Consider the following 25,136-nt stretch of genomic DNA (forward strand, 5'->3'; position numbering starts at 1 on the left):
TTTCATTGAGTATAAATGTATATCAATATTTTTTGTTTTTCTTAATAAACGCAATGCAAAAAGAGCCTGTTGCCAAGCTCTTTAGTCTATTATTTCTTCTCAGCGCGAAGAGCTGACAAGATTTGTGTACGGATATCATCCACACCATTTGGAGTATTTGGTAAAAAGATGGTTTGATTTCCTTTAGAGGCAAAGGTGTTCAAGGTATCCAAATACTGGTTGGTCAAAAGGATGGACATGATTTGTTCTTCTGTCATGCCAACATTGGCTTCCTTGAGTTCGGTGATAGATTCTGCCAATCCATCCACAATCGCCTTACGTTGTTGGGCAATCCCCACACCATGAAGGCGGTCTTTTTCTGCTTCGGCTTCAGCTGCAGTGACAATTTTAATCTTATCGGCTTCTGCCAATTCTTGCGCTGCGACCCGTTTGCGTTGCGCCGCATTGATTTCATTCATGGATTGCTTAACTTCTGCATCTGGCTCCACCTTAGTAATCAAGGTTTTCACGATAATGTAGCCGTAAGTGGTCATTTCTTCTGCTACTTGGTGTTGAACTTCAAGGGCAATCTCATCTTTTTTCTCAAACAATTCGTCCAAGGTTAATTTGGGAACAGAAGAGCGAAGAGCATCTTCGATATAAGATTTAATCTGAGATTCTGGACGCATGAGTTTATAGTAGGCATCTGTCACGCTCTGCTCATTGACACGGTACTGAGTCGCTACATTCATCATCACGAACACATTGTCCTTGGTCTTGGTCTCAACCACAATATCACTTTGCAGCAAGCGCAACTGAATGCGTGCTGCAATCGAGTCAATCCCAAAAGGCAAGCGAATATGAATACCGCTGTTGGAAACCTTTTGGTATTTCCCAAAGCGTTCAATAATCGCCACCGACTGCTGACGAACCACATAAACTGTACTCAGTGTGACTATCACCAATAGGAGCACACAAACAATCAGAAAAATCATGAAAAATATTGCCATAATGGAACCTCCACAAGTATTTTTCTAGTATTATATCACATTTAAAGAAGGCTGTGCCGTTTTTACTGCGATTTTTCCTGAAATGTCAATAATTAGAGGTGAAACTGCATTTCAAGTTAGTAATCTCTTTTTTTCACTGCATTAACTTCTATAGAATCTTCATCCATAGTCAGAGAATGACTTGCCTTAACTTTTCTCTCGTGCTATACTATTTATGAAATTAATGAATAGGAGATATTTCATGAAATCAGCAAAAACTACTGTTACAATCCTTTCTGCACTTGCATCTGTCGTCTTATTATCTAGTTGTGCAACAAAGTCTACAGAAACACAGACAAGCAATAAGAGCTCATCTGATAATCAGATTACAATGACATATGACCAACTACGGTCAAGAGAAAATACTATGTCAACCCTTTGGTATCAAAAATCAGCTGAAACCAAAGCCTTGTATCTACAAGGTTATAATGTTGCCACAGATCGTCTAAAGGAATTACTGAAAACAGAATCAGACAAGCCTTATTCAATCATTTTGGACTTAGATGAAACAGTCTTAGATAATAGTCCTTATCAAGTTCAAAATATCAAAGACGGAACAGCATTCACACCTGAAAATTGGGATATTTGGGTTCAAAAAGCTGCAGCAAAAGCCGTCCCAGGAGCCAAGACGTTTCTTCAATTTGCCAATCAAAACGGCATCCAAATTTACTATATTTCTGACCGCTCAGTTAATCAAATAGATGCTACGATTAAAAATCTAGAAAACGAAGGAATCCCTGTACAAGGGCGTGATCACCTCATGCTCTTAGAAAGTGGTGTAAAATCCAAAGAAGGGCGTCGCCAAGCAGTTCAAGAGAAAACTAATCTAGTATTACTATTTGGTGATAACCTCGTAGACTTTGCAGATTTTTCGAAGATTTCTGAATCTGACCGTGATAAACAACTTGAAGAATTGCAAAAAGAATTCGGTGAAAAATTCATCATCTTCCCAAATCCAATGTACGGATCATGGGAAACAGCTGTCTACGCTGGCAATAAATTGGATGCTAAAGGTCAAGTGGAAGAACGCCAAAAGGCTTTGCAAGGTTTTAATAAATAAAACAAATAAGCTGATTCTATATAAACTAAGGTTAACTTACAATCTTCAAAAAGTGGATAGGAAGGAATTCTGATAATCAGAAAACTTTCCTATCCACTTTTTTAATTGATATAACATCAAGCTTTTATACATCTGATACTATACGTTTTTCTGATTTTAAAGACTTTGTCGCCTAGACCCTATATTTCAAGCATTAAGTGACCTTGATGATATAAATTTATTGTGGTATACTATTTTTGTCATCGGTTACCGATTACGTTCCTATGGGTTCGTGAGAGGAGGTGAAACTAATGAGCCTTATCATAGAGCTCGCTCTTACTATTATAGCGGATGTTATAGCTGGAATTATCTTGTATTTCGTCTGCAGATGGCTAGATAGTAAGGAGTAGACCGAGTGACTAGCCTATAAACACCCGTTAAATCGCTAAGATACGTCAAAAAAGCCCTTAACTACGGCAATAGTTAGGGGCTTTGGTGTTCTAATGAACCTTATCAATTAACTATATTCTAGCATATAATCTACAATAGTTCAAGCATTAAGTGACCTTGATGATCTAAATTTAGTGTGGTATAATACTTTTGTCATCGGTTACCGATTACGTTCCTATGGGTTCGTGAGAGGAGGTGAAACTAATGAGCCTTATCCATTAACTACATTCTAGCATATAAGCCCAGATATTTCAAGAGTTTTATTTATTATTTAAAGTTCCTTAGTTCTGAAAGGTATTTGATTTTTCATCAATTCATTTAAAAATACTATACAAATTTCTTTACATTTTCCATAAGTGTGATATAATGAACTCAATAAGATAACTTGTGAAGGATAAACGCTGGGTCCCAGAATGGGGTAGACTGAAAGGTTGAGCATTCCTATGTGCCTGGGGTTATCTTTTTATTTTGATTTTTTAAGGCTCTCTACAAAGTTTAGAGGGTCTTTTTCTATTTCTGTAATGATAAAGTCAACAAATTGCTGTGAATAGGTATAGTGCTCAGACTTACCTATTTTATGGCAATATGCAAATTTCTCGTCAGTTTTTATTGAATAGAAATCAATGATTAAGGTTAGAACATATTGATTGAAACCAGATTTATAATTTAATTTGATATTCTTCTTGTTTAATCGATCATTTACAACTGAGATGATATTCCCGTATGAATATTTGTGAGTCTCTGATGGATCTTTTAAATCTTTTACTATTGCTACTTGAGAGGGAGATTGATTTGCAATTGAGACAACGAAGTCAGCTTCAGACTTTTTCTTTGTGATGTATAGGTTTTGTTTTACACCGATTGCAAATTTATCTGAATTATACTCAGAAACAAGAACATCTATAGCATTTGCTTGCTGAATAAACTTTTCTGCAATTTCCGCTGGGTATTTTAGTCTGATTTGTTCATTTGTCAGAGGCTCATAACTTGCTGATATAGTTAGGAAATTTTGTGCAATGGTCTCAGTGATGTCTCTACCATGAAATCTCTGAAGTTCATTGACATAGTTAAGTACACACGCTTGAAATAGTGGAGCGTACTTTAGTTCGTAATCCTCTGTAATATAATGTGTGCTGATATTTCTAAGCTCAATAATACGCTCCAGATTTAGTCGAATTCGTGTACTATCATCGGAATAAATTTTCTTGATAACATTTTCAAGGCTGAGAGTTCTATCTGGATTATCCTTAAAATAGATTGATAGATTTCTATTTAGCATTTCAGACTTCAACATCAACTCCCAAGCATTACATATGAAAAAACTGAATCCTTCAATACGATATTTGATTGTAGGCTTGTTGTAAATTTCCAGCCCCATAATAAAGGCCTCAACACTTTTATCAACAAGTCGTTGACTTAAATTTTTCATATTTTTCTTCCCTCCAATCTAACTATTAAGCAATCTTTTTAATAAAAACAGTTGCTTTTTATTTTTTTCTTATTCATTTGTCAAATTTGCCGTTTTTTACAGTTTAGTTTATAAAGTCGGATTTCCCTTCCTCCATAATTTTCTTTTATAAAACATCAAGCCCTTAACTGACATCTGATTACTAAACAGGTAACTTACGAAAAATACGCAGACATATCAGAATTACAAGAGAATTTCTAATATCACTATATCGCTTCTTTTATTAAAGACTAACTTTTTTGTTAAAATGTTTATACTCAACAAAAATCAAAGAGCAAATTAGAAAACTAGGATTATATATTCCTGTAGAATATACCAAAACACCCCTTAACTATCGCACTAGTTAAGGGATTTGGTGTTCTAATGAACCTTGCCTATCGATTTTATTCTAACATACAGGTCCAGATATTTCAAGAGTTTTATTTATTATTTAAAGTTCCTTAGTTCTGAAAGGTATTTGATTTTTCATCAATTCATTTAAAAATACTATACAAATTTCTTACATTTTCCATAAGTGTGATATAATGGACTCAATAAGATAACTTGTGAAGGATAAACGCTGGGTCCCAGAATGGGGTAGACTGAAAGGTTGAGCATTCCTATGTGCTGGGGGGTATCTTTTTATTTTGATTTTTTAAGGCTCTCTACAAAGTTTAGAGGGTCTTTTTCTATTCCTGTAGAATATACCAAAACACCCCTTAACTATGGCAGTAGTTAGGGGCTTTGGTGTTCTAATGAACCTTATCCGATAAAATTATTCTAACATACAGATCCAGATATTTCAAGAGTTTTATTTATTTTTTAAAGTTCTGGAAAGGTCTATAATGAAGTTAGCCATCTAGTATCAAAAAACCAACTAGCTCCTATGAACTAGTCGGTTTCTAATCAATGTGCCAACATTTCTTGGGCGATTTCTTGTCCAGATAGGTTATCTGGGTAGTAGGTTGGCCAGTTATCCATTTCTTCAAAGAGGGCTTCTTGGCTGGTGCCTCCAAAGAAGATATGGAAATGTTCTGCCTTAACTGGGGCGATATTGTGGTCACTAAACTGAACATACTTGAATTGTCCAGCATCCGCATCTGTGGCTTCAAAGAGGAAGCGCACGCCACGATTGCCTTTCTTGTAAGTTAAGATTTTCTTACCAACATACTTGTAGGTGAATTTCTTACTTTGTCCACCTTGGACAAATTCCATAGTATTATCAGTAATGTTGATCTTAGTGACATCTGTCTGATAGCCTTTTGTATAGTAGGCCTTGTACTCAGCCTGAGTCATCTTACCAGTCAACTTAGCCTTGTAGTCAAAGACTTGATCAAAAGTTCCATCTTCAAGGAAAGGATAAACTGACTGCCAGTTACCTGCATAGTCACTCAAGGTGCGGTCCTTGACGTCTGCATCCTCAAAGTAACCATTTTGAACTGTCTTAGTATCCTCTGCCTTTTCAGGTTCGATAGCTGGACCTTCTTGGTCTGTTGTTTGTTTTAGAGCCTTGAGGTTTTTCTCCATGATAGAGATGTAGTTTTCGCCAGCCTTGGTATCTTCTTCTGTCAGACTTTCTAAAGGATTGAGGACATCTGTTTTGACACCTGCCTCTTTTGAAAGTGTATTAGCAAGAGCTTGTGAGGCATTTTCTTCAAAGTAGATATAGGCAATTTTATTTTTCTTAATGTACTCTGTCAATTCTGCCAGACGAGCAGCTGATGGTTCTGCATCTGGAGAAAGGCCTGAGATTGCGACTTGTTTGAGTCCATAGTCCAAGGCAAGATAGTTAAAGGCTGCGTGCTGAGTCACAAAGCTCTTTTGTTTGGCTTGAGACAAGCCTTCTGCATAAGCCTTATCCAAGGCTTGCAATTTTTCGATATAGGCAGCTGCATTCTTCTCAAAGGTCTCTTTTTTATCCGGATAATCTGCTGACAAGCTATCGCGGATGTGCTCTACTAGTTTAATGGCACGAACTGGTGATAACCAAACATGAGGGTCAAACTCATGGTGATGACCTTCTTCTCCATGGTCATGGTCTCCCTCTTCTTCCTCGCCACCTGGCAAGAGCAACATATCGCCTGTCGCCTTGATGGTTTTGACCTTTTTCTTATCCAAGGTATCTAGCAATTTAGGTACCCATGTTTCCATGTTTTCATTTTCATAAACGAAGGTGTCTGCGTCTTGGATTTTGGCAACTGCCTTGGCAGACGGTTCGTATTCATGAGGTTCTGTACCAGCACCGATGAGGAGTTCTACATTAGCAGTATCTCCTGCAACTTGCTTGGTAAATTCATAGACAGGGTAAAAGGTTGTCACGATATTGAGTTTGCCATCTGCCTGCTTTTGATTGGAACAAGCCACTAAAAACAAGGTACATAGACTGGCTAGTAATAAGCTAATTTTTTTCATCTTAGTCTCCTATTTGATAAAACGTCTTACTAAACTAATTAGCAAGAAAACAGTTACAAAAATAATGGTAATACTTGCACTTGCAGGTGTTTCTGCATAGTAGGAAATGTAAAGTCCTGCTACCATTCCCAAAAATCCAATCGCACTGGCAAGCAGCATAACCGATTTAAAGTTTTTCCCCAGACGCAGGGCAATACTAGCTGGCAAGACCATAATGGTCGATACCAGAAGAGCTCCTGCAGCTGGAATCATAAGGGCAATGGCCACCCCTGTCACCATGTTGAAAAGAATAGACATGGTACGAACGGGCAAGCCATCCACAAAGGCCGTATCCTCATCAAAGGTCAGGATATACATTGGACGAAGGAAGAGGAAGGTCAAAATCAAAACAACTGCCGCAATGACAAAGAGGGAAATGACCTGTTCTTCACTGATAGTCACGATTGAACCAAAAAGATACTGGTCCAAACTCATTGAACTCGAGCTTTTACCCTTGCTCATGACAATCAGAGAAACAGCCAGACCTGTTGACATGAGGATAGCTGTCCCGATTTCCATAAAGCTCTTGTAAACCGTACGGAGATACTCCAAAAAGACCGCCGCAATCAAGACAATGGCAATAGTGGAAATAGTCGGAGAAATCCCCAGAACCAGACCAAAGGCTACACCTGAAAGCGAGACGTGGCTGAGGGTATCACTCATCAAACTCTGACGGCGCAAGATAAGAAAGGTCCCCAATACCGGCGAGAAAAGACTCATGGCAATAACGGCCAGAAAGGCACGCTGCATAAAGTCATAAGATAATAAACTAAGCATGGCCCACCTCCTGATCATTCTCATGAACGTTGAAACAACGCCATGGCGAATCTTGGTTACGGACTAGATGAATATTGCGGTCCGCATAGTCCTTAACTTCTTCAGGGTCATGAGTAATCATCAAAACAGCCTTGCCATGATGATGGGCGCTGTGGTGCATGAGTTCGTAAAATTCGTTTTTACTTCCTGCATCCATCCCCGTTGTCGGTTCATCTAGGATAAACACATCTGGGTCAGAAGCAAACATACGCGCAATTACCGCTCGCTGCTTTTGCCCCCCAGAAAGAGACCCCAAGCGTTTGTCTCGGTGTTCCCACATGCCAACTGAATCCAGACTAGCCTTGATATGCTCCTCATCATGAGCATTCAAGCGACGGAACCAGCCTTTTCGCGGATAGCGACCGGACTTGACAAATTCATAAACCGTACTTGGAAAACCAGCATTAAAACTGGCAATCTGTTGAGGAAGGTAAGCTATTCTCAATTTCTTACCCTGCGTATTTGTCTTTGAAATGGTCACCCTACCAATGCGTGGTTGGAGAATTCCAAGACTGGCCTTGATCAGTGTCGTCTTAGCTGCCCCATTTTCCCCCGTCAAGGTAACAAATTCCCCACTATCAACACTATAATTGATATGCTCAAGAACAGGCTCCTTATCATAATAGAAGGATAAATCCTCTACCGTAATATATCTCATTATTTGATTTCTCCTACTAAAGCAGTCAAAAACCGCTGAATCACTTTTTGTTCATTTGGAGTAAACTGAGTCGCCACTTGTTCGTAGGTTAAAAGTGTATGCTCATGGTGATGATGGTGCTCCTCAGCGATTGGACGAGCCAAATCAGTCAACTGATAAAAAATCACACGCGCATCTTTAGGATCCTTGGATGTTTCCAACATCCCTTCCTTGACCAAAGACTTAATGGCCTTGGTAACTGCCGCCTGACTGACATTGAGACGACGGGCCAATTCTGAATTTGTTAAAGATTCCTCTGACAAAAGCATGAGGATATGCTCCTGAGTATTGGTCAGAGCCACCTCACTAGTGCAATGACCTATTAGGATTTCATGCTGATTTTCAGCTCTTAAAATAACCTCATTTAAAAAGGCATCGATATCCTTCGCTAGCTGTCTCATGTGTTACTCCTTTCCTTTTGGACTTCTCTTTTTTAAGAGAAAAATACTATTCTTTGAAATTTTATTTACTGGTTAATTATATCACAACCAAAAAAAGAGTCAAGAAAAAACGTGAAAATAGGCTTCATTCTTGAACTCTTCTATAATTATGATCTATTGAAATTCTTTGACATCTCCATCATAAGTCGCCCAATCTTTGCTGAAAAAGCGCTCATTCAGATAGTAAGTCGGAGCTGGTGTGGGATTGGATAGGAAAGGATCAACTGCCTTGTCAAAAGCCAACCAACCCAACCAACCAAGGTGAATGGTGTCCTTCATAAAGAATGGCTCCCCGCCGTCCTTAGAAAAATCTGCGATATTGTTAAACCCTTGACTTTCTAACTGATAGCGAATCTTCTGCACCGTCTGTTGGTACATGTCCTCTCGTAAACCAGCATAATCCATCCATTTTTTGTTAACAGGTGGAATGATAAAAATTGGGTTTACCTTAGATTTAGAAAACTGTGTTAAAACCAACTGCAGGTCATTATATTCTGGCGATTTGAGGTAGGTGAAGTTTTTCTGAGAATCCTTTAATTTCTTCAAATCCTTCTTGATCTGCTTACTATAGAAATCATTCTCCATTCCCAGATCATTATTGGAAGTATTTTTTTCAGCATCTGCTTTAACAGTATCTTCTATGGCTTGATAAGAAAACTGATCTGGCAAGGTCTTTAAATACTTAGCTACATGCTTCTCGTAGTTGATATAGCCTCTAACCGAAAACTGACCAAAAAAGGAAGCTTGGCGTTCATTAAACCGAGCCAATAATTCAATCATTTCATTGTCTGCCGTCGACAATTCTTCTTTACTTGCCAACTTCTGAACCAAATCCTTCATAGCTACGTTTGGGAACTGCTGCAGTAAGCGAGTCGCTGCATATTGACTAGCCTGATCTCCAGATTGATGTTCCAGAAAACTGGTCAACTGGTCTCCATTAAAATACTGCTGAAAGGCTGCTGGCTCATAGCCATTTTTACTGAACCACTGGGGCGAGATAACATACACAACTTGTTTATTCTCTAGCTGTGGCAACATCTGTTGCATTCCAAAATACTGATTGAGCGATGCAGCTCCCCTCTGTCCTAAAAGATAAGGACGGTAGGAGCGATTGTATTTCTCAGCTAATACCGCAGGATGAGCACCGTCAAAACGAAGCCATTCACTAGAACCAAAGAAGGGAACAAAACGCATATTTGGATCAGATAGTGCTCTGACCTTTTGACTTCGCTCCTTAAAACTATCGATAGTAGTAGCCACTGCTGAACGCTTTTCAGCTCCTAGATTATGACGCATCTCAGTAGGATAAAAGAAAATGAGCAGAAAAACCAACAAACCAGCTATCAAGACCGGTCCGAAGATCATCCATAAGCGTTTAAGCATTTTGTAGCTCCACAATACCAGCTATGATTTTATTAGCTGTATTCCAGTCATCGCGACCAAACTCTGTTACAGGGACACGAATGTCAAAGCGGTTTTCAATCTCTACAATCAACTCAACCGTTCCCATACTATCCAAGACACCTGCATCAAAAAGATCTTCATCCATCATGTCAGAAACATCTTCCATAAACAACTCATCAATAATTTCGATAACTTCTGATTTGATATCCATATTTTATTTCCTTTTATTTTTTAAACCATAGATCATTCAAGAATCCAGAAAAGATTAAGAATGACAGCATGACGACATGGAAGGTGACAACCATGCCAAGCAACTGAATCCAGCGATTCTCAGGTAGGGCAGCTTTCCCTGCTTTCTTCCGTTCCTTATTGAGCGTTTTTTTCTTACGAATCCAAGCGTCATTGATAACCAGTCCAATCCCATGAAAGAGGCCATAGGCGATATAGTACCAAGTCACTCCATGCCAAAATCCCATAATCAGCATATTTACAATATAAGCCACACTTGAGGTTACATTGCGATTTTTAAAGATCTTCTTTCTGGTTAACACCATGACCATTCGCATAAAGACAAAGTCACGGAACCAGAAGGACAGACTCATATGCCAGCGATTCCAAAATTCCTTTAAATCCCTTGATAAAAAAGGTTTGTTAAAGTTGATAGGGCTACGAATTCCCATCAAATTTGAAATGGCTAAGGCAAACATAGAATAACCTGCAAAGTCAAAGAAGAGTTCCAGACCAAATGTATACATAACTGCCAAGGCATAGAGGTTAAAGAAGCCACCTGACTGCAATGCTAGATTCTTCAAAGGAGGCAACAAGGTTTCTCCTAAAACATGAGCTAGGATAAACTTGTACAAAAAGCCCCACATGATATAGCGAACAGATTCATCCAGCATATCCATCAACTCATCCCGCTCAGGAATGGCCTGATAATTTTCATTAAATCGCTTAAAGCGATCGATTGGGCCACTTGAAAAAGTCGGCATGAAGAGAAGGAAACGAAGGAATTCCCAGAGGGTAAAATCCTTAATCACTCCATCTCTCAGCTCGATGATAATCCCAACCGAACGAAAGGTCAGGTAAGAAATTCCCAAAAATCCAAGCAAAGACTGCGTTCCATTGATAGCTGGTTGCACCTTGACAAAGATAATCGGAAGGAGGGATAGAAAGCTAACTAGGTAGAAGACCCACTTGCCATCCTTACTTTTTCGATAATGCTTGTAGAAAAGCAGGAGCAATATTTCCCAGCAAAGGTAAATACCCAAGGCAACTAGTTGATTGGTCTTCCCACCTACCAACATGGTGACAATAAAGAAGAGACTTACCAGCACTTCATACCAGGCAAAGCGTTTCTTGAAAAAGAGACCGATAAAGATGGGCAAGGTTGCAGCAATCACATAGACAAAATACTGAGGATTCCCATATGGCTCTAAATGAGGAAGCTGTTGAAAGAACTCCATCATCTCTTGTTCACCTCGATGATCAATCCTTTGATGTCAATCTTTCCATTTGGAGTCAGTGGCAAACTGTCTCGGTAAAGGAATTTAGACGGCATCATGTAGGACATCATGATGTCTGTTAAATCTTCCTTGATAGCCTTGGTAATATCGATATCACGCTCAAACTGCTCACGCACACCATCTTTTAAGATGACATAGGCCAACAAATTTTGTACCTTGTGTTCCTTATTATAGCGCGGTACTGCAACAGCAGACTCGATAAAGCGAGACTTATTGAGGTTTTGAGAGACATCTTCTAACTCAATGCGGTAACCGTTAAACTTAATCTGGAAGTCCATGCGTCCGCCGTAGAGAAGCAAGCCTTCATCTGTCATAGTTCCCACATCTCCTGTATGATAGGCTGGCAGACCTTCAAACTCAAAGAAAGCTTCCGCTGTTTTTTCAGGATTGTTCATATAGCCTTTTGAAACAGCTGACCCAGAAACAATGATTTCTCCCTGTTGACCATTTGGTAGTTTATTTCCTTCCTCGTCAATGATAAAGGTTGGAGAATCAGCCTTGGTATAGCCGATTGGTAGACGTTTGAGAGTCACCAACATCTCGTCTGTCACAGCAACTGCTGACAAGGCTACTGTCGCTTCTGTTGGACCGTAGGCATTGATAATACGAGCATTTGGGAAACGTTCGCGCAGTTTTTGAGCCGTTTTAACCGTCAATTCTTCACCATCAAAGTAGAAATGCGTGATGTCAGGCATTTTCTCACTATTAAAGTCTTCAGACAACATGGCCATATCCACAAAAGAAGGGGTTGATGTCCAGATAGCGATTGGCAATGAAAAGATGGTCGCAAAGAGTTGCTTAAAGTCCTGAGTAATGGCAGAAGGAAGAGCGAAAAGCGTACCACCAAGTGCCAAGGTCGGTGCCCAGTACATGACAGACAGGTCAAAAGAATAAGGTGGCTGAGCCAGCATTTGCGGACGACTTGGCGTCGCAAATTCCTTATCCGTAATCATCCAGTTGGTAAAGCTAAGGAGGTTATCATGGGAAATCTGCACTCCCTTTGGCTTACCAGTCGTACCAGAAGTAAAGATAATGTAGTAATTATCATCTCCCTTGACTGGATGCGTGATTTCATAGGGATTCCCTTGGGCAAAGGCTTCTTGAACCTGAGCTAGATTCATCATCGGTGTAGAAACCTGCTCCAATGGAAAGTCTGAAATGGCAATAATCAAGCTTGGCTCCGCTACTTCTAAAATAGCTGAAACCCGCTCCAAAGCCGAATGGCTGTCAATGGGAATGTAGGCATGTCCTGACTTAGTCAAAGCTACAAAAGTTGCCAACATTTCATATTCTTGGCCACCAAAAACAACCACAGGAGACTTCTCTGGCAAGTCTAGTTGGTCAATGGCTGCAGCCAAACTATCCGAATCAGCCTTTAAATCTCCATAAGTGTGTTCCTGACCCAAAACATTATAGACAGGATAGCTAGGCTGTGTCTGAGCAAAATGCTCAATGGTTTCAATCATATCTGCTATTGGTTTATTTGACACAATAGGGATTCTCCTTCAAGTTAAAATTCATTATAGATAAAGCTTCCTTGACCCTGACCAAGATAGCTAAAGAAGTAAAGCAGCCCTAGAAAGATAAGAAAATACAAGGCTGTCCGACCAAGAAAGAGGTACAATTCTTTTCTCTGTTTCATCAAGAAAAACCATTCATTTCTGTAATTTTTGCTAAAGCAAGAGTGATTCTTACTAGCTTATTTTTCTACCATTGTACCACTTTATATAGTATTTTTTCAATTGTTTACCGTATGTTTTCAATAGATTTCAGCTTATTTTAAGGATTATGCGGTTTTTCTATGTATATTTTAAAAGAAAAAAGCCTGAGATTTCCATCTCAGGCTCTATCAAAATAATTGTTTTCTAATACTCAATGAAAATCAAAGAGCAAACTAGGAAGCTAGCCGCAAGCTGTACTTGAGTACGGTAAGGCGACGCTGACGTGGTTTGAAGAGATTTTCGAAGAGTATAAACTAGAAAAGTGAGAATACAAGCACTGCCAAGGCTGCACCGATAACAGGTCCCACAACAGGAATCCAAGCGTAAGACCAGTCTCCGTCTCCCTTGTTTGGAATTGGTAAAATGCTGTGCATGATACGAGGTCCAAGGTCACGTGCAGGGTTCAAGGCATAACCTGTTGTCCCACCTAGTGATAGACCGATACCGACAATCAGAGTTCCCACTGCAAAGGTTCCGATTCCTGCTTGAAGGTCATAAAGTCCCAAAGCAAAGATTGTCAATACCAATACAAAGGTGCCAAGGATTTCGCTGATCAAGTTTGATACAGTATCTTTGATGGCTGGTCCAGTACTGAAGGTAGCTAGGATATTGCCTGCATTTTCTTCTGCCTCATAATGCGGTTTGAATTGCAACCAAACCAAAATCTGACCCAGCATAGCCCCTGCAAACTGAGCTAGGATGTAAGGGAAAACGGAAGCCCAAGGCAAACCACCTTTTAAGGCCACACCGATGGTCACAGCTGGGTTTAAATGAGCTGGACTGAGTTTTCCAGATACAAATACTGCAACCGCAACTGCAATCCCCCAACCCATAGTAATCACAATCCAACCTGAGCTATTGCTCTTGGTTTTAGGAAGAACCACACCAGCCACAACACCATTTCCTAGAAGAATCAGGATTAAAGTCCCTAGAAATTCTCCAAATAATTCATTCATCATCTTTCTGTCTCCATTAAAAAGAAGAGACGGGCGGCAAGGGATGCTACCCTCCACCTCTTTTATTTTTTCTTAATTTTTTAATTCTGCTAAATCATTATTAGCGAGGGCTGCTTCGACGTCAGCACGGTAAGCTGCTTTTTCTTCTTCTGTCCAGTCATAGAATCGTCCCATTTCATCCAAAACTGGCTCAACGATACTATCCAAGCTATCACGCATAAAGAGCATATGGTTAGTACGACGAAGAAGGAAGTCAACTGGACTCAGAACCAACTCATTGCGCATTGCATAGTGAAGGGACAAGGTGTCTGCCAGGCTAAGACCTGGCGCTTGTTCCAAACTATGAGCAAGTGCAAAGACTTTCGGTGCATTTGAACCGTAAAGATTTGCTAGGTAATGAGCTTCCTTGCTATCCAAACCACGTGACACTCCAAGTTGGGCAAAGGCTTCGATTTCTGAGTCTACATTTGCTGGGTTCAATTCTCCACCTGAAACAGGGTAAGTCTTCGAGTTGATGAGTTTAAAGCTACGGTCAAATTCTGCTTTGAGGATGTCAACCACGCGCTCCATAGCTCCTTCAGCCATCTTACGGTAGTCTGTGATTTTACCACCAGCAAGGGTCAAAAGGCCATTGTCATCACGATCCAAGCTAGACCCACGAGAAACTGCAGATGGATCCAAATGTTTCTCAGATGTGCTACTTTCAAGCTTGCTGACAGCAGACTCAACATCTTCACGTGTTTTTTCTTTGGAGAGATAAGATTCAACAGTCGCAATCAAGTTGTCAAAGCTTTCATCACTGATGGTACCGTTATTTCCACCATTATAGTCAGAGGCACTGTTCCCTGCAATCAATGGACGAAGACCTGCCCAGCTACTTTCAATGTCAGCAACTGTAATATTCGCTTCTGGGAAGCGGTTGTTGACAATACCAAGTAGGTAATCTACATCTTCTTGAGTTACTTTTGGATGCTCCAAATCACCTGTATAGTCTGTATCAGTTGTACCAAAGTAGGTCTTGTTTTCACGTGGGAGAACAAAGACCATACGACCGTCACCCAAACCTGTGTCAAAGTAAACTGGCTGTGAAACCTTGATTTTGCTTGAATCCACTACCAAGTGAACTCCCTTAGTTGGGCGCATTTGTGAGAATTGCGTTCCCTTATTAGACAAATTACGTACTTTATCACTCCAAGGACCTGTTGTATTAATAACCAGACGGGCCTTGATTTCAAATACTTGGTCTGTCAAGAGATCACGAGCTACAACACCTGTAATCTTGCCACTTTCGTCAAAGAGGAAGCCTTCTGCCTTCACGTGGTTGGCAATGAGGGCACCGTCTTGGTTGGCACGTTTGATGTTTTCAATCACGAGACGCGCATCGTTGTTACGGAAGTCAAGATACACTCCACCTCCTACCAAGCCTTCTTTCTTCAAGTTTGGCTGGCGTTCCAAGACTTGATTCTTACTCAAAACCTTGTTAGCAGCTGGTGTATTGTTGACACCTGCCAAGAGGTCGTACAAGTCCATGGCTACTTTAAGACGGAAGAGGCTAAAGGTCGCTCCATCTTCATCGTAAACTGGTAAGAGCATTGGGTCTGGTTTTGGAATGTGTGGAGCAATTTGTTGTACTACTGCACGTTCTGAAACCGTATCTGATACTACTTCTACGTCGAATTGTTTGAGGTAGCGAAGACCGCCGTGAACCAATTTTGTTGAACGGCTGGATGTTCCTTCTGCGAAGTCCTGCATTTCAATCAAACCGGTCTCAAGACCGCTAGCTGCCGCCTGCAAGGCTACACCAGCCCCTGTGATTCCTCCACCGATAATCAAGAGATCCAGGGTGCGTTCCTGCATTTTTTTAATTGACCATTCACGTGTTTTCTTTGAAAATTCCATATTTACACACCTTCTAAATAAATCGCTTTATTCTGCCAGTATTAGTCGTCTACTTCCGCAAAGACTTGCGTTGCTTTCACAGCCTTCTTCCAGCCCTTGTAGAGTTGTTCCTTGCGCGATTCGTTCATCGATGGTTCAAAGAGTTCTCCTGTCTCGTTCAAAAGTTTCAACTCATCCAAGTTTTTCCAGTAACCTACTGACAAACCTGCTAGGAAGGCTGCTCCTAGAGCTGTTGTTTCCAAGTTTTTAGCGCGTGCAATGTCAATGCCTAAAATATCAGCTTGGAACTGCATGAGGAAGTTATTCATGGCTGCACCTCCATCCACTTTCAATACTTGAATAGCTGTTTGAGCATCCACCTGCATTGTGTCAATAATATCACGTACTTGATAAGCAATTGATTGAAGAGTTGCCTTGATAAAGTCTTCTTTGCTTGTTCCACGAGTCAAACCAAAGACAGAACCGCGAGCATTTTGGTTCCAGTATGGTGCTCCTAGTCCTGTAAAGGCTGGAACGACATAAACTTCATCATCATTGTGAGAATCACGAGCGTATTTTTCAGATTCTGGTGAATTTTCAACCATGCGAAGACCATCACGAAGCCACTGAATAGCACTTCCTGCGATGAAGATAGAACCTTCCAAGGCATAATAAACCTTACCGTTGATTCCGTAACCAATGGTTGTCAAGAGGTTGTTTTCAGACAACTGCATTTCTTCACCAGTATTCATGATGATGAAAGATCCTGTTCCATAAGTATTCTTGACCATACCAGGTTCAAAGGCCAACTGTCCAAAGAGGGCTGCTTGTTGGTCCCCAGCCATACCAGAGATTGGCACCTCTCCACCATAGAAATGGAATGGCGCTGTTTGACCGTAGATTTCAGAGTTAGAACGAACTTCTGGCAGCATAGCCTTCGGAATGTTGAGAATTTCCAAAATCTCATCATCCCATTTGAGTTCTTTAATGTTATAAAGCATGGTACGAGCTGCATTTGAGTAATCCGTCACGTGAGCCGCACCGTCAGTCAATTTCCAAACCAACCAAGTATCGATAGTACCAAAGAGCAATTCCCCTTTTTCTGCTCGCTCTTGAGCGCCCTCTACATGATCCAAAATCCAACGAACCTTAGTAGCAGAGAAGTAAGCATCGATGATCAAACCAGTCTTTTCATGGAATTTTTCCACATAACCTTGGCTTTTCAGCTGTTCAGCCAGAGGAGCTGTCTGACGTGATTGCCAAACGATAGCATTGTAGATAGGAAGTCCTGTTTTCTTATCCCAAACGACCGTTGTTTCACGTTGGTTGGTAATCCCGATTGCCTCAATCTGACTTGGTTTCACACCACTTTCGATGAAAGCTCCAGCAATAACAGACTGGACGGAATTCCAAATTTCATTGGCATTGTGCTCTACCCAACCTGCCTGAGGGAAAATCTGCGTAAATTCCTTTTGACTCGAGCTAACCTTTTCCCCTTTTTTGTTGAAAATGATGGCACGAGAACTTGTAGTTCCCTGATCAATGGCCATGATGTATTTTTCTTGTGACATGTGCTGTCCTCCTGATAAAGATCTTGAGGTGTTTCCTCTTTACACTTACTAGTATACAAAATAAAGCGCTTTCTTGTTTATCAACTTTTTTTAATTTTTAAAAAAATGTGAGGAGATTGTGTGAATTTCACAAAAAAGGCCTGGAACAACCAAGCCTTTTAAGTGAATAATAACTGACGAATCCCTGCCAAATCTTCCAAATCCAAGTCGTTTTTTAAATAATAAACTGGGGTCTGTTCCTTCTTATGAATCGGATTATTGGTAACCAGCAAATCATAATGCCGAGTTCGGTCATAGGCTTCAATGGTAATAAAACGGTTGTATTCCAAATACCGTTTCAAAATGGCTACCATCCTTGAAAAGACAAGAAAACCAGATGTCAAATCCAAACCAATTCGCATATGCTGGCCACCATTTTCAGCCATATATTCTATCAACTGGAGCCATTCCCAGAGAATTTTCTTATCCAAATCCGTCCCCTGCTGAAAGGCAGGCAAAGCATGAAAAATCTCCTCTGCCGTTCCCCTAAAATCATGTTCCATCAGCAAATAAGGATGACGATTCTCTAACTGGTACTTATAGCGATCCTGTAAAATATAGCCCTTGTATAGATAGACTTGAGCACAAAGCTGACTGAGTTCATAGGTAACATGATCCTCTGTATAACCGCCCAGCAACTCCTCCTTCTTCATTTCTTGAATCAATTGCGTCAGTAAATCTACCAACTGCCCTCCAAAACCAAGGATATATTCCATTGTATGAAGAGGAAGAATGCGATGAGACAGGAGGAAAGAGAAGAATATCATCATCTCACCATCCTCAGTTCCTAGAGGAAGGTGTTGCCCAGCAAAAAAGGACGGAGCCTTTCGATGCAAACGAAGGTAGAAAATATTGTCAAAATACCCTCGCATTTTCTCTTCTATCACTTGAAACTGACAAGCATTGACCCGAAGACGTTGTTGACTGATATGAGCCCAGAGAACCAAGTCCAATTTCTGACCCGAAGACAAACTTGCACCGCAGATTTCTTCTAAAGTGGCAATCTCCTGTTTTCTCTCTGGTTTCTGCATGTGACCTTCCCACTCCTGACTCGACCAGACCTTGCGGAAAAGACAGAAATAGAAATAGCGAATCTGATGCTCTGGACCTCGCCAACGTCCATTTTGGATGGATAAATCAAATTCTGACAAAATCTGATTTAGACTAGCCAAGTGACGACCAAGCGTTGCCTCACTAATCATCAATTCTTGAGCCAATTGATGGGCTAAAAACTGTTGGTGGTAGAGAAGATAGACCACAATCTGGTATTTAACAGCATTCTCCAAAAACAGGCTCCGAATCTCTCTCCCCTTGGTAGCTGCACCGATAGACAGACGCAGATTTTCATCTTCTAAGTGAATAGTCAGCTCTAAGCCACTATCCAAAGCCTTGTCATTGAGCAGGGTGACATATTTGGTTAGGGTTGCTTTTGAAAATCCTGTTTCTTCCATTACAGCCTTGACGGTCGTCTGAGACTCTTGTAATAGAAAGGAAAGGATTGAAAATTGACCACACTCGGCCTTCTCCATCAAATCTCCTAAATACATTTGTTACCCCTTTCATTTTCTACCTTAAGCATAGCATAAATCTTACAAATGCTGAAATAATCTGTTTCTCTTTTTATTTACCTGCTGATTTCCTAGTCCATTATCCTGAAAATCAGCAAACACACGGCTCCCCCTTTGGGCATTTTTATGCTAAAATAGTAGCTATGGATAAAATTATTAAAACTATATCAGAAAGCGGAGCCTTTCGTGCTTTTGTCCTTGACAGCACAGAAACCGTCCGCACTGCTCAAGAAAAACATCAAACCCAAGCTAGCTCAACTGTAGCACTTGGTCGAACTCTTATCGCCAGCCAGATTCTCGCAGCCAATGAAAAAGGAAATACCAAACTAACAGTTAAGGTGTTGGGATCTAGCTCTCTAGGTGCCATCATCACGGTCGCTGATACCAAGGGGAACGTTAAAGGTTACGTTCAAAATCCTGGTGTTGACATTAAAAAGACCGCAACTGGTGAAGTTCTAGTCGGACCTTTTGTTGGAAATGGTCAATTTCTCGTTATCACAGACTACGGCATTGGAAATCCTTATACTTCCTTGACCCCACTCATCTCTGGAGAGATTGGTGAAGACCTGGCCTTTTACCTGACTGAAAGCCAACAAACGCCTTCAGCAGTCGGTCTCAATGTCCTTTTGGACGAGGAAGACAAGGTCAAGGTTGCAGGTGGTTTCCTAGTTCAAGTCTTGCCGGGAGCCAAGGAAGAAGAGATTGCCCGCTTTGAAAAACGCATCCAAGAAATGCCAGCTATCTCTACTCTTCTCGAAAGCGACGACCATATCGAAGCCCTCCTCAAGGCTATCTACGGGGACGAAGCCTACAAGCGTCTTTCTGAAGAAGAAATCCGTTTCCAATGTGACTGTAGCCATGAACGCTTTATGAACGCTCTTGCCAGCCTTCCAAGCTCAGACTTACAGGAAATGAAAGAGGAAGACCACGGGGCAGAAATCACTTGTCAATTCTGCCAAACTACTTACAACTTTGATGAGAAGGACCTGGAGGAACTCATTCGTGACAAATCTTAATACACCTTTTATGATTGGCAATGTTGAGATTCCCAATCGTACCGTTTTAGCGCCTATGGCTGGCGTGACCAACTCAGCCTTTCGTACCATCGCAAAAGAGCTCGGAGCTGGACTCGTTGTAATGGAAATGGTCTCTGACAAGGGAATCCAATACAACAACGAAAAAACCCTGCACATGCTTCATATCGATGAAGGCGAAAACCCTGTCTCTATCCAACTTTTTGGTAGCGATGAAGACAGCCTAGCACGCGCAGCAGAATTCATCCAAGAAAACACCAAGACCGATATCGTCGATATCAACATGGGCTGCCCTGTCAACAAAATCGTGAAGAACGAAGCTGGTGCTATGTGGCTCAAGGATCCAGACAAGATTTACTCCATCATCAACAAGGTCCAGTCTGTCCTTGATATCCCCCTTACTGTCAAAATGCGTACCGGCTGGGCTGACCCATCTTTGGCAGTAGAAAATGCCCTGGCTGCTGAAGCTGCAGGTGTTTCTGCCCTCGCCATGCATGGCCGTACCCGTGAACAAATGTATACAGGTCACGCAGACCTTGAGACCCTTCACAAGGTTGCCCAAGCTCTGACCAAGATTCCCTTCATCGCCAACGGTGACATCCGTACGGTCCAAGAAGCCAAACAACGCATCGAAGAAGTCGGTGCTGACGCAGTTATGATTGGCCGCGCTGCCATGGGAAATCCCTACTTCTTCAACCAAATCAACCATTACTTTGAAACAGGAGAAATCCTACCTGATTTGACCTTTGAAGATAAGATGAAAATCGCCTACGAACACTTGAAACGATTGATTAACCTCAAAGGAGAAAACGTCGCAGTTCGTGAATTCCGTGGCCTCGCTCCTCACTATCTCCGTGGAACATCTGGCGCTGCCAAACTCCGTGGAGCCATTTCGCAAGCTAGCACCCTAGCAGAGATTGAAGCCCTCTTGCAATTGGATAAGGCTTAATAGACCAAAACCCGTAACTCTCTTAAAGGTTACGGGTTTTTGACTGTAAAAATTCAAATACTAAGGGTTATTATTGACTCAAAGCAACACTGGAAACCTTGCCATCCGCTCCTGTTGTAATTTGGATGATTTTTCCTCCACCAATTTTGGCATTATACTTGCCATCATCAAGAGTATAAGAGTAGCCTCTGATAGAGTAGTTTTCTTTCTTTCCATCAGCAGATTCTACTGTGAATTGACCTCCTGATGAAACTGTGATGGTTTCGCCATTTGCTCCCTTCCAATTGCCCGCTGCAGCTGAGAAATCACCATCTACCATGGTTAAAACACCCTTGTAGCGTTTATTTTGCTCTGCTTGTTTGTCTTGAAGTTTGCGGTCAGTTGTAGGATCATAGCTTGATTGGTTAGACTGGGATTGAGGAGCCTGTTGAGTTGAAGGAGCCTGAGCAGGAGTTTGTTGACTAGCTGCCTGTTGATTAGACACTTCTTGACCTTGTCTTTGCTCTGGTGCAGGTGCCACTTGTGATGGCCTTGCAGTTGCTGAAGATTGATCAGTAGATGCCTTGGCCTTTTCAGATGAAGCTGAAGTTGAGGACTTCTGAGTCTTGCTTTCTTTGCTAGAAGAGGCTGCTTTAGAGCTTGATGACTGGCTTATCTTAGCAGAACTGCTTGCTTGAGTTGTTTCCTTTTTATTTCCACAAGCTCCCAGTAGCAAGGTAGAAGCCAATACAGTTGCTACCATCAATTTGATATAGGTTTTCTTTTTCATTTTTCTACTCCTTTGTAATATTTTAGAAATATAAAGAAATCTTTTTGTAATGGAATTGTAACATTTAGATTTAAATATGTCAATAATTTATTTAAACTATTTTAAAAATCTCACATCATTTAAACACCTTTACTCCTCCTACTCTTCTATTCGTAATCTAATAGAAAAAACAGAGAAAAATTCCTATTTTGTTTAAAATTTTTTAAATCGCTCTTATTTAATCGCTTACATATTTAGCTGCAAAGGAATATAATAACAGTGAAATAGAATATAGGAAGTGCACTCTTATACTAAATAAGTATTTCAAGTATCTTCCTTGGTTGATTTTGGGAGCAATTGGTTCCTATAAATCCGCAACTCACTATGGCAAAACTTCGTTTGATATCTTCTATCTGACCACAGTCTTTATGATTTTCTATATAGCTTTGTTATTCCTACACGAAAAATATCTCAAGTATCGATACAAAGACTTTTTACTCACATGTTGAGCAATTCTAAGAAAGATAACTATCCCTAAAAACAGTCGCAACAGCAAAGCAAACTAATAAAGGCAAACAAAGAGGTCAGGAACTTTATCCCGACCTCGTTTTTTATTTCAATCGATAGGTTTTTCTTGGTTTCTTTTTAGGCACTCGTTTGAGTCCAACTTCTTCTACATATTCTCCGTATTTTACGAGAAAGTTATTGCTGACGATTGGACGACCGGGGTTGATGAGATTGACCAGTTCAGTCCCTTCATAGACAGTGAACTCCTCCTCCAGCAGATAAAGGAAGGTCGGATTCCAGTCGAGACGGCCTTGGATTCGTTTGATAGACTCTTGAATAATGGCATAATGGTCAAAAGCGAAGGCTTGTTCCTCCAACTCCACTCCCTCTAGGTAGCATTTGCCTGTCTGAAAATCGACATCTACAAAAAACACATCCTTGGCATCGTCTCCTGCTTGAACAAGTTCTAATGCACGACTAGGCAAATAAACCAAGTGGGCAATGGTCACTGTCCAGCCCCGTGGATCACGGCCGGGAGTCGATACGGTCATCAATTGCTCAATTTTTTCCAAAGGAAGATCGAGATTGACTTCTTCTCTCACCTCACGCTGACAGGCATGCGCAGCATCTTCGCCCTTGTCCATAAATCCTCCAACCAGAGCCAAACAATTTTGATAAGGGTGAGCCTTGCGGCGAATTAATAAGAGCTTGATTTTTCCTTCAACAAAGCAGTAGGCTACCATATCCACCGTCACACTTGGTTTTTCGTATTGAGGGAGTTCCTGCTTGTAGTACCAATCTAAAAACTCCTCCTGACTTGCATGAATTTCAAAATATTCTTTTTCCATCCCTGCTGGAATCATCGTGTCCGTCATTTTATGCCTCCTTACGAACTGCCTTGGTCCATTGGTACCAACCTACTAGACTATTGAGAGTGTAAACCCAGTACATCCCTTGGATGTGGATATTTTCACCCCACCAGAGATAAATACTAAAGAGATTGGTTGCAATCCAGAAAATCCATTGCTCACGATAGAGACGGGTCATCAAGAGCTGACCGACACCATTGGTCGCATCGGTAACACTATCACGGAAAGGGCGAGCACTATGGATACTTTGATAAGCCAAGCCCATACCAATCCAAATGATAGCAGTCAAGGCCAAGTACTTGAGCCAATCAAAAATAGATAATTTCTTAGCTTCAAAATGAGATTCTTCTGCTTTTCCTTGGTCATTAATACGGTTGGACAGCCAAGCATAGAGGCCAATCGGCTGCATGACAAAGAAGTAAACGGTCGTCAAGACTTCGCCATAAAAAGTCGCATCCATGGCCAAAATCAAATAGATAGCAGAGTTAATAGCCCCAAAGAGATAATTGCTTGCACGACCTTCTGCTACCAAGATAACACAGACAATCCCAGTCCAAGATACAAACAAGCTTAACCAATCATGACTATCTATATTTTGAGTGAATTCCAAGATAAAGGGAACACTTGACAAGGCGATGAGATACAACCACTGGAAGAGGCTACGACCGACAAAGAGATCTTTCCAGAGCAAGTGCATGATTCCTGCAAAACCGATTTTGCGAGCTTCTGCATGAACATTTTTAAAGTTTTCGATAAATTGTGTGATTTTTTCAGTTAGTTTTTTCATATGTTTCTCCTAATCTGCTTGGTAAATGGTATCAATAGCCACTTTTGCTGCTTCATAATTTCCTAGATAATCCTCAGCTAGATAAACTAGTGGAATGTTTGCTAAGTAGCGCTCCCTCATCTGGTCCAAATGCTGGGAAAAACTATGACGAATATGGTCTTCTGCCATAGTCATATCTCTAAATCCGTCATTGACATAGGAGCCAATAGGTTGCACAAAGAAAATCAAGTCCCATTTTTCCTTAGCCAAGATCGAGGCAAAGAGATTATCAAAAGTCTCTCCCGATAAGTCCCCTTGATCCTCTGACTCCATGTAATAATCATAGTAGCCCTTGGTTACTAAGGAGTTGGTGTCTGCTATCACCAGTCCCCTATTGGCATTACTGTCAATTAACTTAGAGGTCTGGTCATACTGCCACAACAGGAGATAATAGTAATCCTTTGGAGTCAATTCATCGTCGCGGACATTGTTTTTGATCTGGTACTCACGTGCATATTCCAAGCTGACTGGTGCATCGTAATACCTAGCCAAATCCTTTGCCAGAGTGGTCTTCCCATTGCTAGCACTTCCCATAATCAACACTTTCTTTGTAAACTGACGTCGGAAGGGTTGAGCAATATATTTCCAATATTTGCTTGGGTTTTCTCGAATCATAGTCTCTGAGATACCAAACTTTCTTTCTTGCAAGACAGTCTCAAAGCCACGATTTGATAATTCTTGCTGATAGTCTGCTTCTCCCACAAAGAAGATCAGTTCTTGTTGGGTTTCATCATAAGAAATCTCCGCTAACATTTTGTCCAACCACTCCTGCCAACCCATAGGGTAACGGGGAAGATTGGTCTCATCTAACTTACAAACCGAGGTCAACTCGTCATCACCAAAGGCCTCTCGGATATATCGAAATCTTTTTTGAAGCGTTAAACCTACCTGCTCCCCTCTATCTCCCTCATAGCCTGAAACGACAACCCAGACCTGGTCACACTGCCGCTTGGCTCGCTGGATCAGATCGATATGACCCTGATGAAGCGGAGCAAATGTCCCAAATATCACTGCTGTTTTCTTTTTCATAAACGCATTGCCTTTTTATAGTTTTTGATATTTTTATTATCTATGTTTTTATTATAAACTATATTTTTGTTTTGTCAATAGTTTTTATCATTTTTATAAAAACATTGCGAAAAAGAGAACCAAGTGAAAGTTCTATAATGAAG

At 40.9% G+C, this 25,136-nt stretch carries 22 protein-coding genes and 1 pseudogene; 4 read left to right on the plus strand and 19 right to left on the minus strand.

What is annotated here, in order from left to right; translation table 11 throughout:
- Positions 1 to 89 precede the first annotated feature (89 nt).
- Positions 90 to 989 carry an SPFH domain-containing protein gene (locus HT701_RS08835; RefSeq protein WP_000963957.1) on the minus strand — a complete coding sequence of 300 codons (900 nt, stop codon included), beginning with the start codon at positions 987 to 989 and terminating at the stop codon, positions 90 to 92.
- Positions 990 to 1,230: 241 nt separating this feature from the next.
- On the opposite strand from HT701_RS08835, the gene HT701_RS08840 reads away from it, so the two are divergent.
- A complete protein-coding gene (locus HT701_RS08840) occupies positions 1,231 to 2,088 on the plus strand; it encodes a 5'-nucleotidase, lipoprotein e(P4) family (RefSeq protein WP_000833516.1) in 858 nt (285 codons plus the stop codon).
- A gap of 892 nt (positions 2,089 to 2,980) precedes the next feature.
- Here HT701_RS08840 and HT701_RS08845 read toward each other — a convergent pair.
- The 14 genes from HT701_RS08845 to HT701_RS08910 form a co-directional block, all read right to left on the minus strand.
- Positions 2,981 to 3,946: a DUF3644 domain-containing protein gene (locus tag HT701_RS08845; RefSeq protein ID WP_000793783.1), complete on the minus strand. Its 966-nt coding sequence runs from the start codon at positions 3,944 to 3,946 to the stop codon at positions 2,981 to 2,983.
- A gap of 924 nt (positions 3,947 to 4,870) precedes the next feature.
- On the minus strand, positions 4,871 to 6,376 hold the full coding sequence (adcA, locus tag HT701_RS08850; RefSeq protein WP_172931438.1) for a zinc ABC transporter substrate-binding lipoprotein AdcA: 1,506 nt from the start codon (positions 6,374 to 6,376) through the stop codon (positions 4,871 to 4,873).
- 9 nt (positions 6,377 to 6,385) lie between these two features.
- Positions 6,386 to 7,192 (minus strand): metal ABC transporter permease, encoded by an 807-nt coding sequence (locus tag HT701_RS08855; RefSeq protein WP_000950030.1) that lies wholly within the window; start codon positions 7,190 to 7,192, stop codon positions 6,386 to 6,388.
- Positions 7,185 to 7,889, minus strand: coding sequence for a metal ABC transporter ATP-binding protein (locus tag HT701_RS08860; RefSeq protein WP_023941156.1), 705 nt, complete (start codon positions 7,887 to 7,889; stop codon positions 7,185 to 7,187). Before HT701_RS08860 ends, HT701_RS08855 begins: the two co-directional genes overlap by 8 nt.
- Complete coding sequence (gene adcR / locus HT701_RS08865) at positions 7,889 to 8,329, minus strand: zinc-dependent transcriptional regulator AdcR (RefSeq protein WP_172931439.1); 441 nt, start codon at positions 8,327 to 8,329, stop codon at positions 7,889 to 7,891. Before adcR ends, HT701_RS08860 begins: the two co-directional genes overlap by 1 nt.
- Positions 8,330 to 8,482: 153 nt before the next feature.
- On the minus strand, positions 8,483 to 9,751 hold the full coding sequence (gene dltD / locus HT701_RS08870) for a D-alanyl-lipoteichoic acid biosynthesis protein DltD (protein ID WP_172931440.1): 1,269 nt from the start codon (positions 9,749 to 9,751) through the stop codon (positions 8,483 to 8,485).
- Complete coding sequence (gene dltC, locus HT701_RS08875) at positions 9,744 to 9,983, minus strand: D-alanine--poly(phosphoribitol) ligase subunit DltC (protein ID WP_000351967.1); 240 nt, start codon at positions 9,981 to 9,983, stop codon at positions 9,744 to 9,746. Before dltC ends, dltD begins: the two co-directional genes overlap by 8 nt.
- A 13-nt stretch (positions 9,984 to 9,996) precedes the next feature.
- Positions 9,997 to 11,241 (minus strand): D-alanyl-lipoteichoic acid biosynthesis protein DltB, encoded by a 1,245-nt coding sequence (dltB, locus tag HT701_RS08880; RefSeq protein WP_172931441.1) that lies wholly within the window; start codon positions 11,239 to 11,241, stop codon positions 9,997 to 9,999.
- Positions 11,238 to 12,788, minus strand: coding sequence for a D-alanine--poly(phosphoribitol) ligase subunit DltA (dltA, locus tag HT701_RS08885; protein WP_172931442.1), 1,551 nt, complete (start codon positions 12,786 to 12,788; stop codon positions 11,238 to 11,240). Before dltA ends, dltB begins: the two co-directional genes overlap by 4 nt.
- A gap of 20 nt (positions 12,789 to 12,808) precedes the next feature.
- Positions 12,809 to 12,940, minus strand: a complete 132-nt coding sequence (locus HT701_RS08890) for a teichoic acid D-Ala incorporation-associated protein DltX (RefSeq protein ID WP_000813667.1) — start codon at positions 12,938 to 12,940, stop codon at positions 12,809 to 12,811.
- A 333-nt stretch (positions 12,941 to 13,273) separates the two neighbouring features.
- Positions 13,274 to 13,978, minus strand: a complete 705-nt coding sequence (locus HT701_RS08895) for an MIP/aquaporin family protein (protein ID WP_119919562.1) — start codon at positions 13,976 to 13,978, stop codon at positions 13,274 to 13,276.
- A 69-nt stretch (positions 13,979 to 14,047) separates the two neighbouring features.
- A complete protein-coding gene (gene glpO, locus HT701_RS08900; protein WP_119919561.1) occupies positions 14,048 to 15,874 on the minus strand; it encodes a type 1 glycerol-3-phosphate oxidase in 1,827 nt (608 codons plus the stop codon).
- Positions 15,875 to 15,915: 41 nt separating this feature from the next.
- Positions 15,916 to 17,424 (minus strand): glycerol kinase GlpK, encoded by a 1,509-nt coding sequence (gene glpK / locus HT701_RS08905; protein ID WP_023939036.1) that lies wholly within the window; start codon positions 17,422 to 17,424, stop codon positions 15,916 to 15,918.
- A 158-nt stretch (positions 17,425 to 17,582) separates the two neighbouring features.
- The gene (locus HT701_RS08910) at positions 17,583 to 19,010 is read right to left on the minus strand and encodes a helix-turn-helix domain-containing protein (RefSeq protein WP_100127822.1); all 1,428 of its coding nucleotides are present in this window, start codon (positions 19,008 to 19,010) and stop codon (positions 17,583 to 17,585) included.
- 164 nt (positions 19,011 to 19,174) lie between these two features.
- On the opposite strand from HT701_RS08910, the gene hslO reads away from it, so the two are divergent.
- Entirely contained in the window at positions 19,175 to 20,047 is an 873-nt protein-coding gene (gene hslO, locus HT701_RS08915; RefSeq protein ID WP_000357839.1) for an Hsp33 family molecular chaperone HslO, read from the plus strand.
- Entirely contained in the window at positions 20,034 to 21,014 is a 981-nt protein-coding gene (gene dusB, locus HT701_RS08920; RefSeq protein ID WP_165852437.1) for a tRNA dihydrouridine synthase DusB, read from the plus strand. The genes hslO and dusB overlap by 14 nt, the downstream gene beginning before the upstream one ends.
- Before the next feature lie 70 nt (positions 21,015 to 21,084).
- Here the strand turns inward: dusB and HT701_RS08925 are convergent, their stop codons facing one another.
- Positions 21,085 to 21,783 (minus strand): hypothetical protein, encoded by a 699-nt coding sequence (locus tag HT701_RS08925; protein ID WP_023936780.1) that lies wholly within the window; start codon positions 21,781 to 21,783, stop codon positions 21,085 to 21,087.
- Between the two features lie 287 nt (positions 21,784 to 22,070).
- Between HT701_RS08925 and HT701_RS11590 the strand changes: the two are divergent.
- Positions 22,071 to 22,300, plus strand: a pseudogene (locus HT701_RS11590) (hypothetical protein).
- Between the two features lie 73 nt (positions 22,301 to 22,373).
- Here HT701_RS11590 and HT701_RS08930 read toward each other — a convergent pair.
- Genes HT701_RS08930 through HT701_RS08940 form a run of 3 tightly spaced genes read right to left on the minus strand, consistent with a single transcriptional unit; the run spans position 22,374 to position 24,993 of the window.
- Complete coding sequence (locus tag HT701_RS08930; protein WP_023941177.1) at positions 22,374 to 23,144, minus strand: NUDIX hydrolase; 771 nt, start codon at positions 23,142 to 23,144, stop codon at positions 22,374 to 22,376.
- A 1-nt stretch (position 23,145) separates the two neighbouring features.
- The gene (gene pnuC / locus HT701_RS08935) at positions 23,146 to 23,925 is read right to left on the minus strand and encodes a nicotinamide riboside transporter PnuC (protein ID WP_023941179.1); all 780 of its coding nucleotides are present in this window, start codon (positions 23,923 to 23,925) and stop codon (positions 23,146 to 23,148) included.
- Between the two features lie 9 nt (positions 23,926 to 23,934).
- Positions 23,935 to 24,993, minus strand: coding sequence for an AAA family ATPase (locus tag HT701_RS08940; protein ID WP_050208092.1), 1,059 nt, complete (start codon positions 24,991 to 24,993; stop codon positions 23,935 to 23,937).
- Positions 24,994 to 25,136: the final 143 nt, after the last annotated feature.

Source organism: Streptococcus sp. 10824 (assembly GCF_013276595.1).
GTDB classification, from domain to species: Bacteria; Bacillota; Bacilli; order Lactobacillales; family Streptococcaceae; genus Streptococcus; species Streptococcus pseudopneumoniae.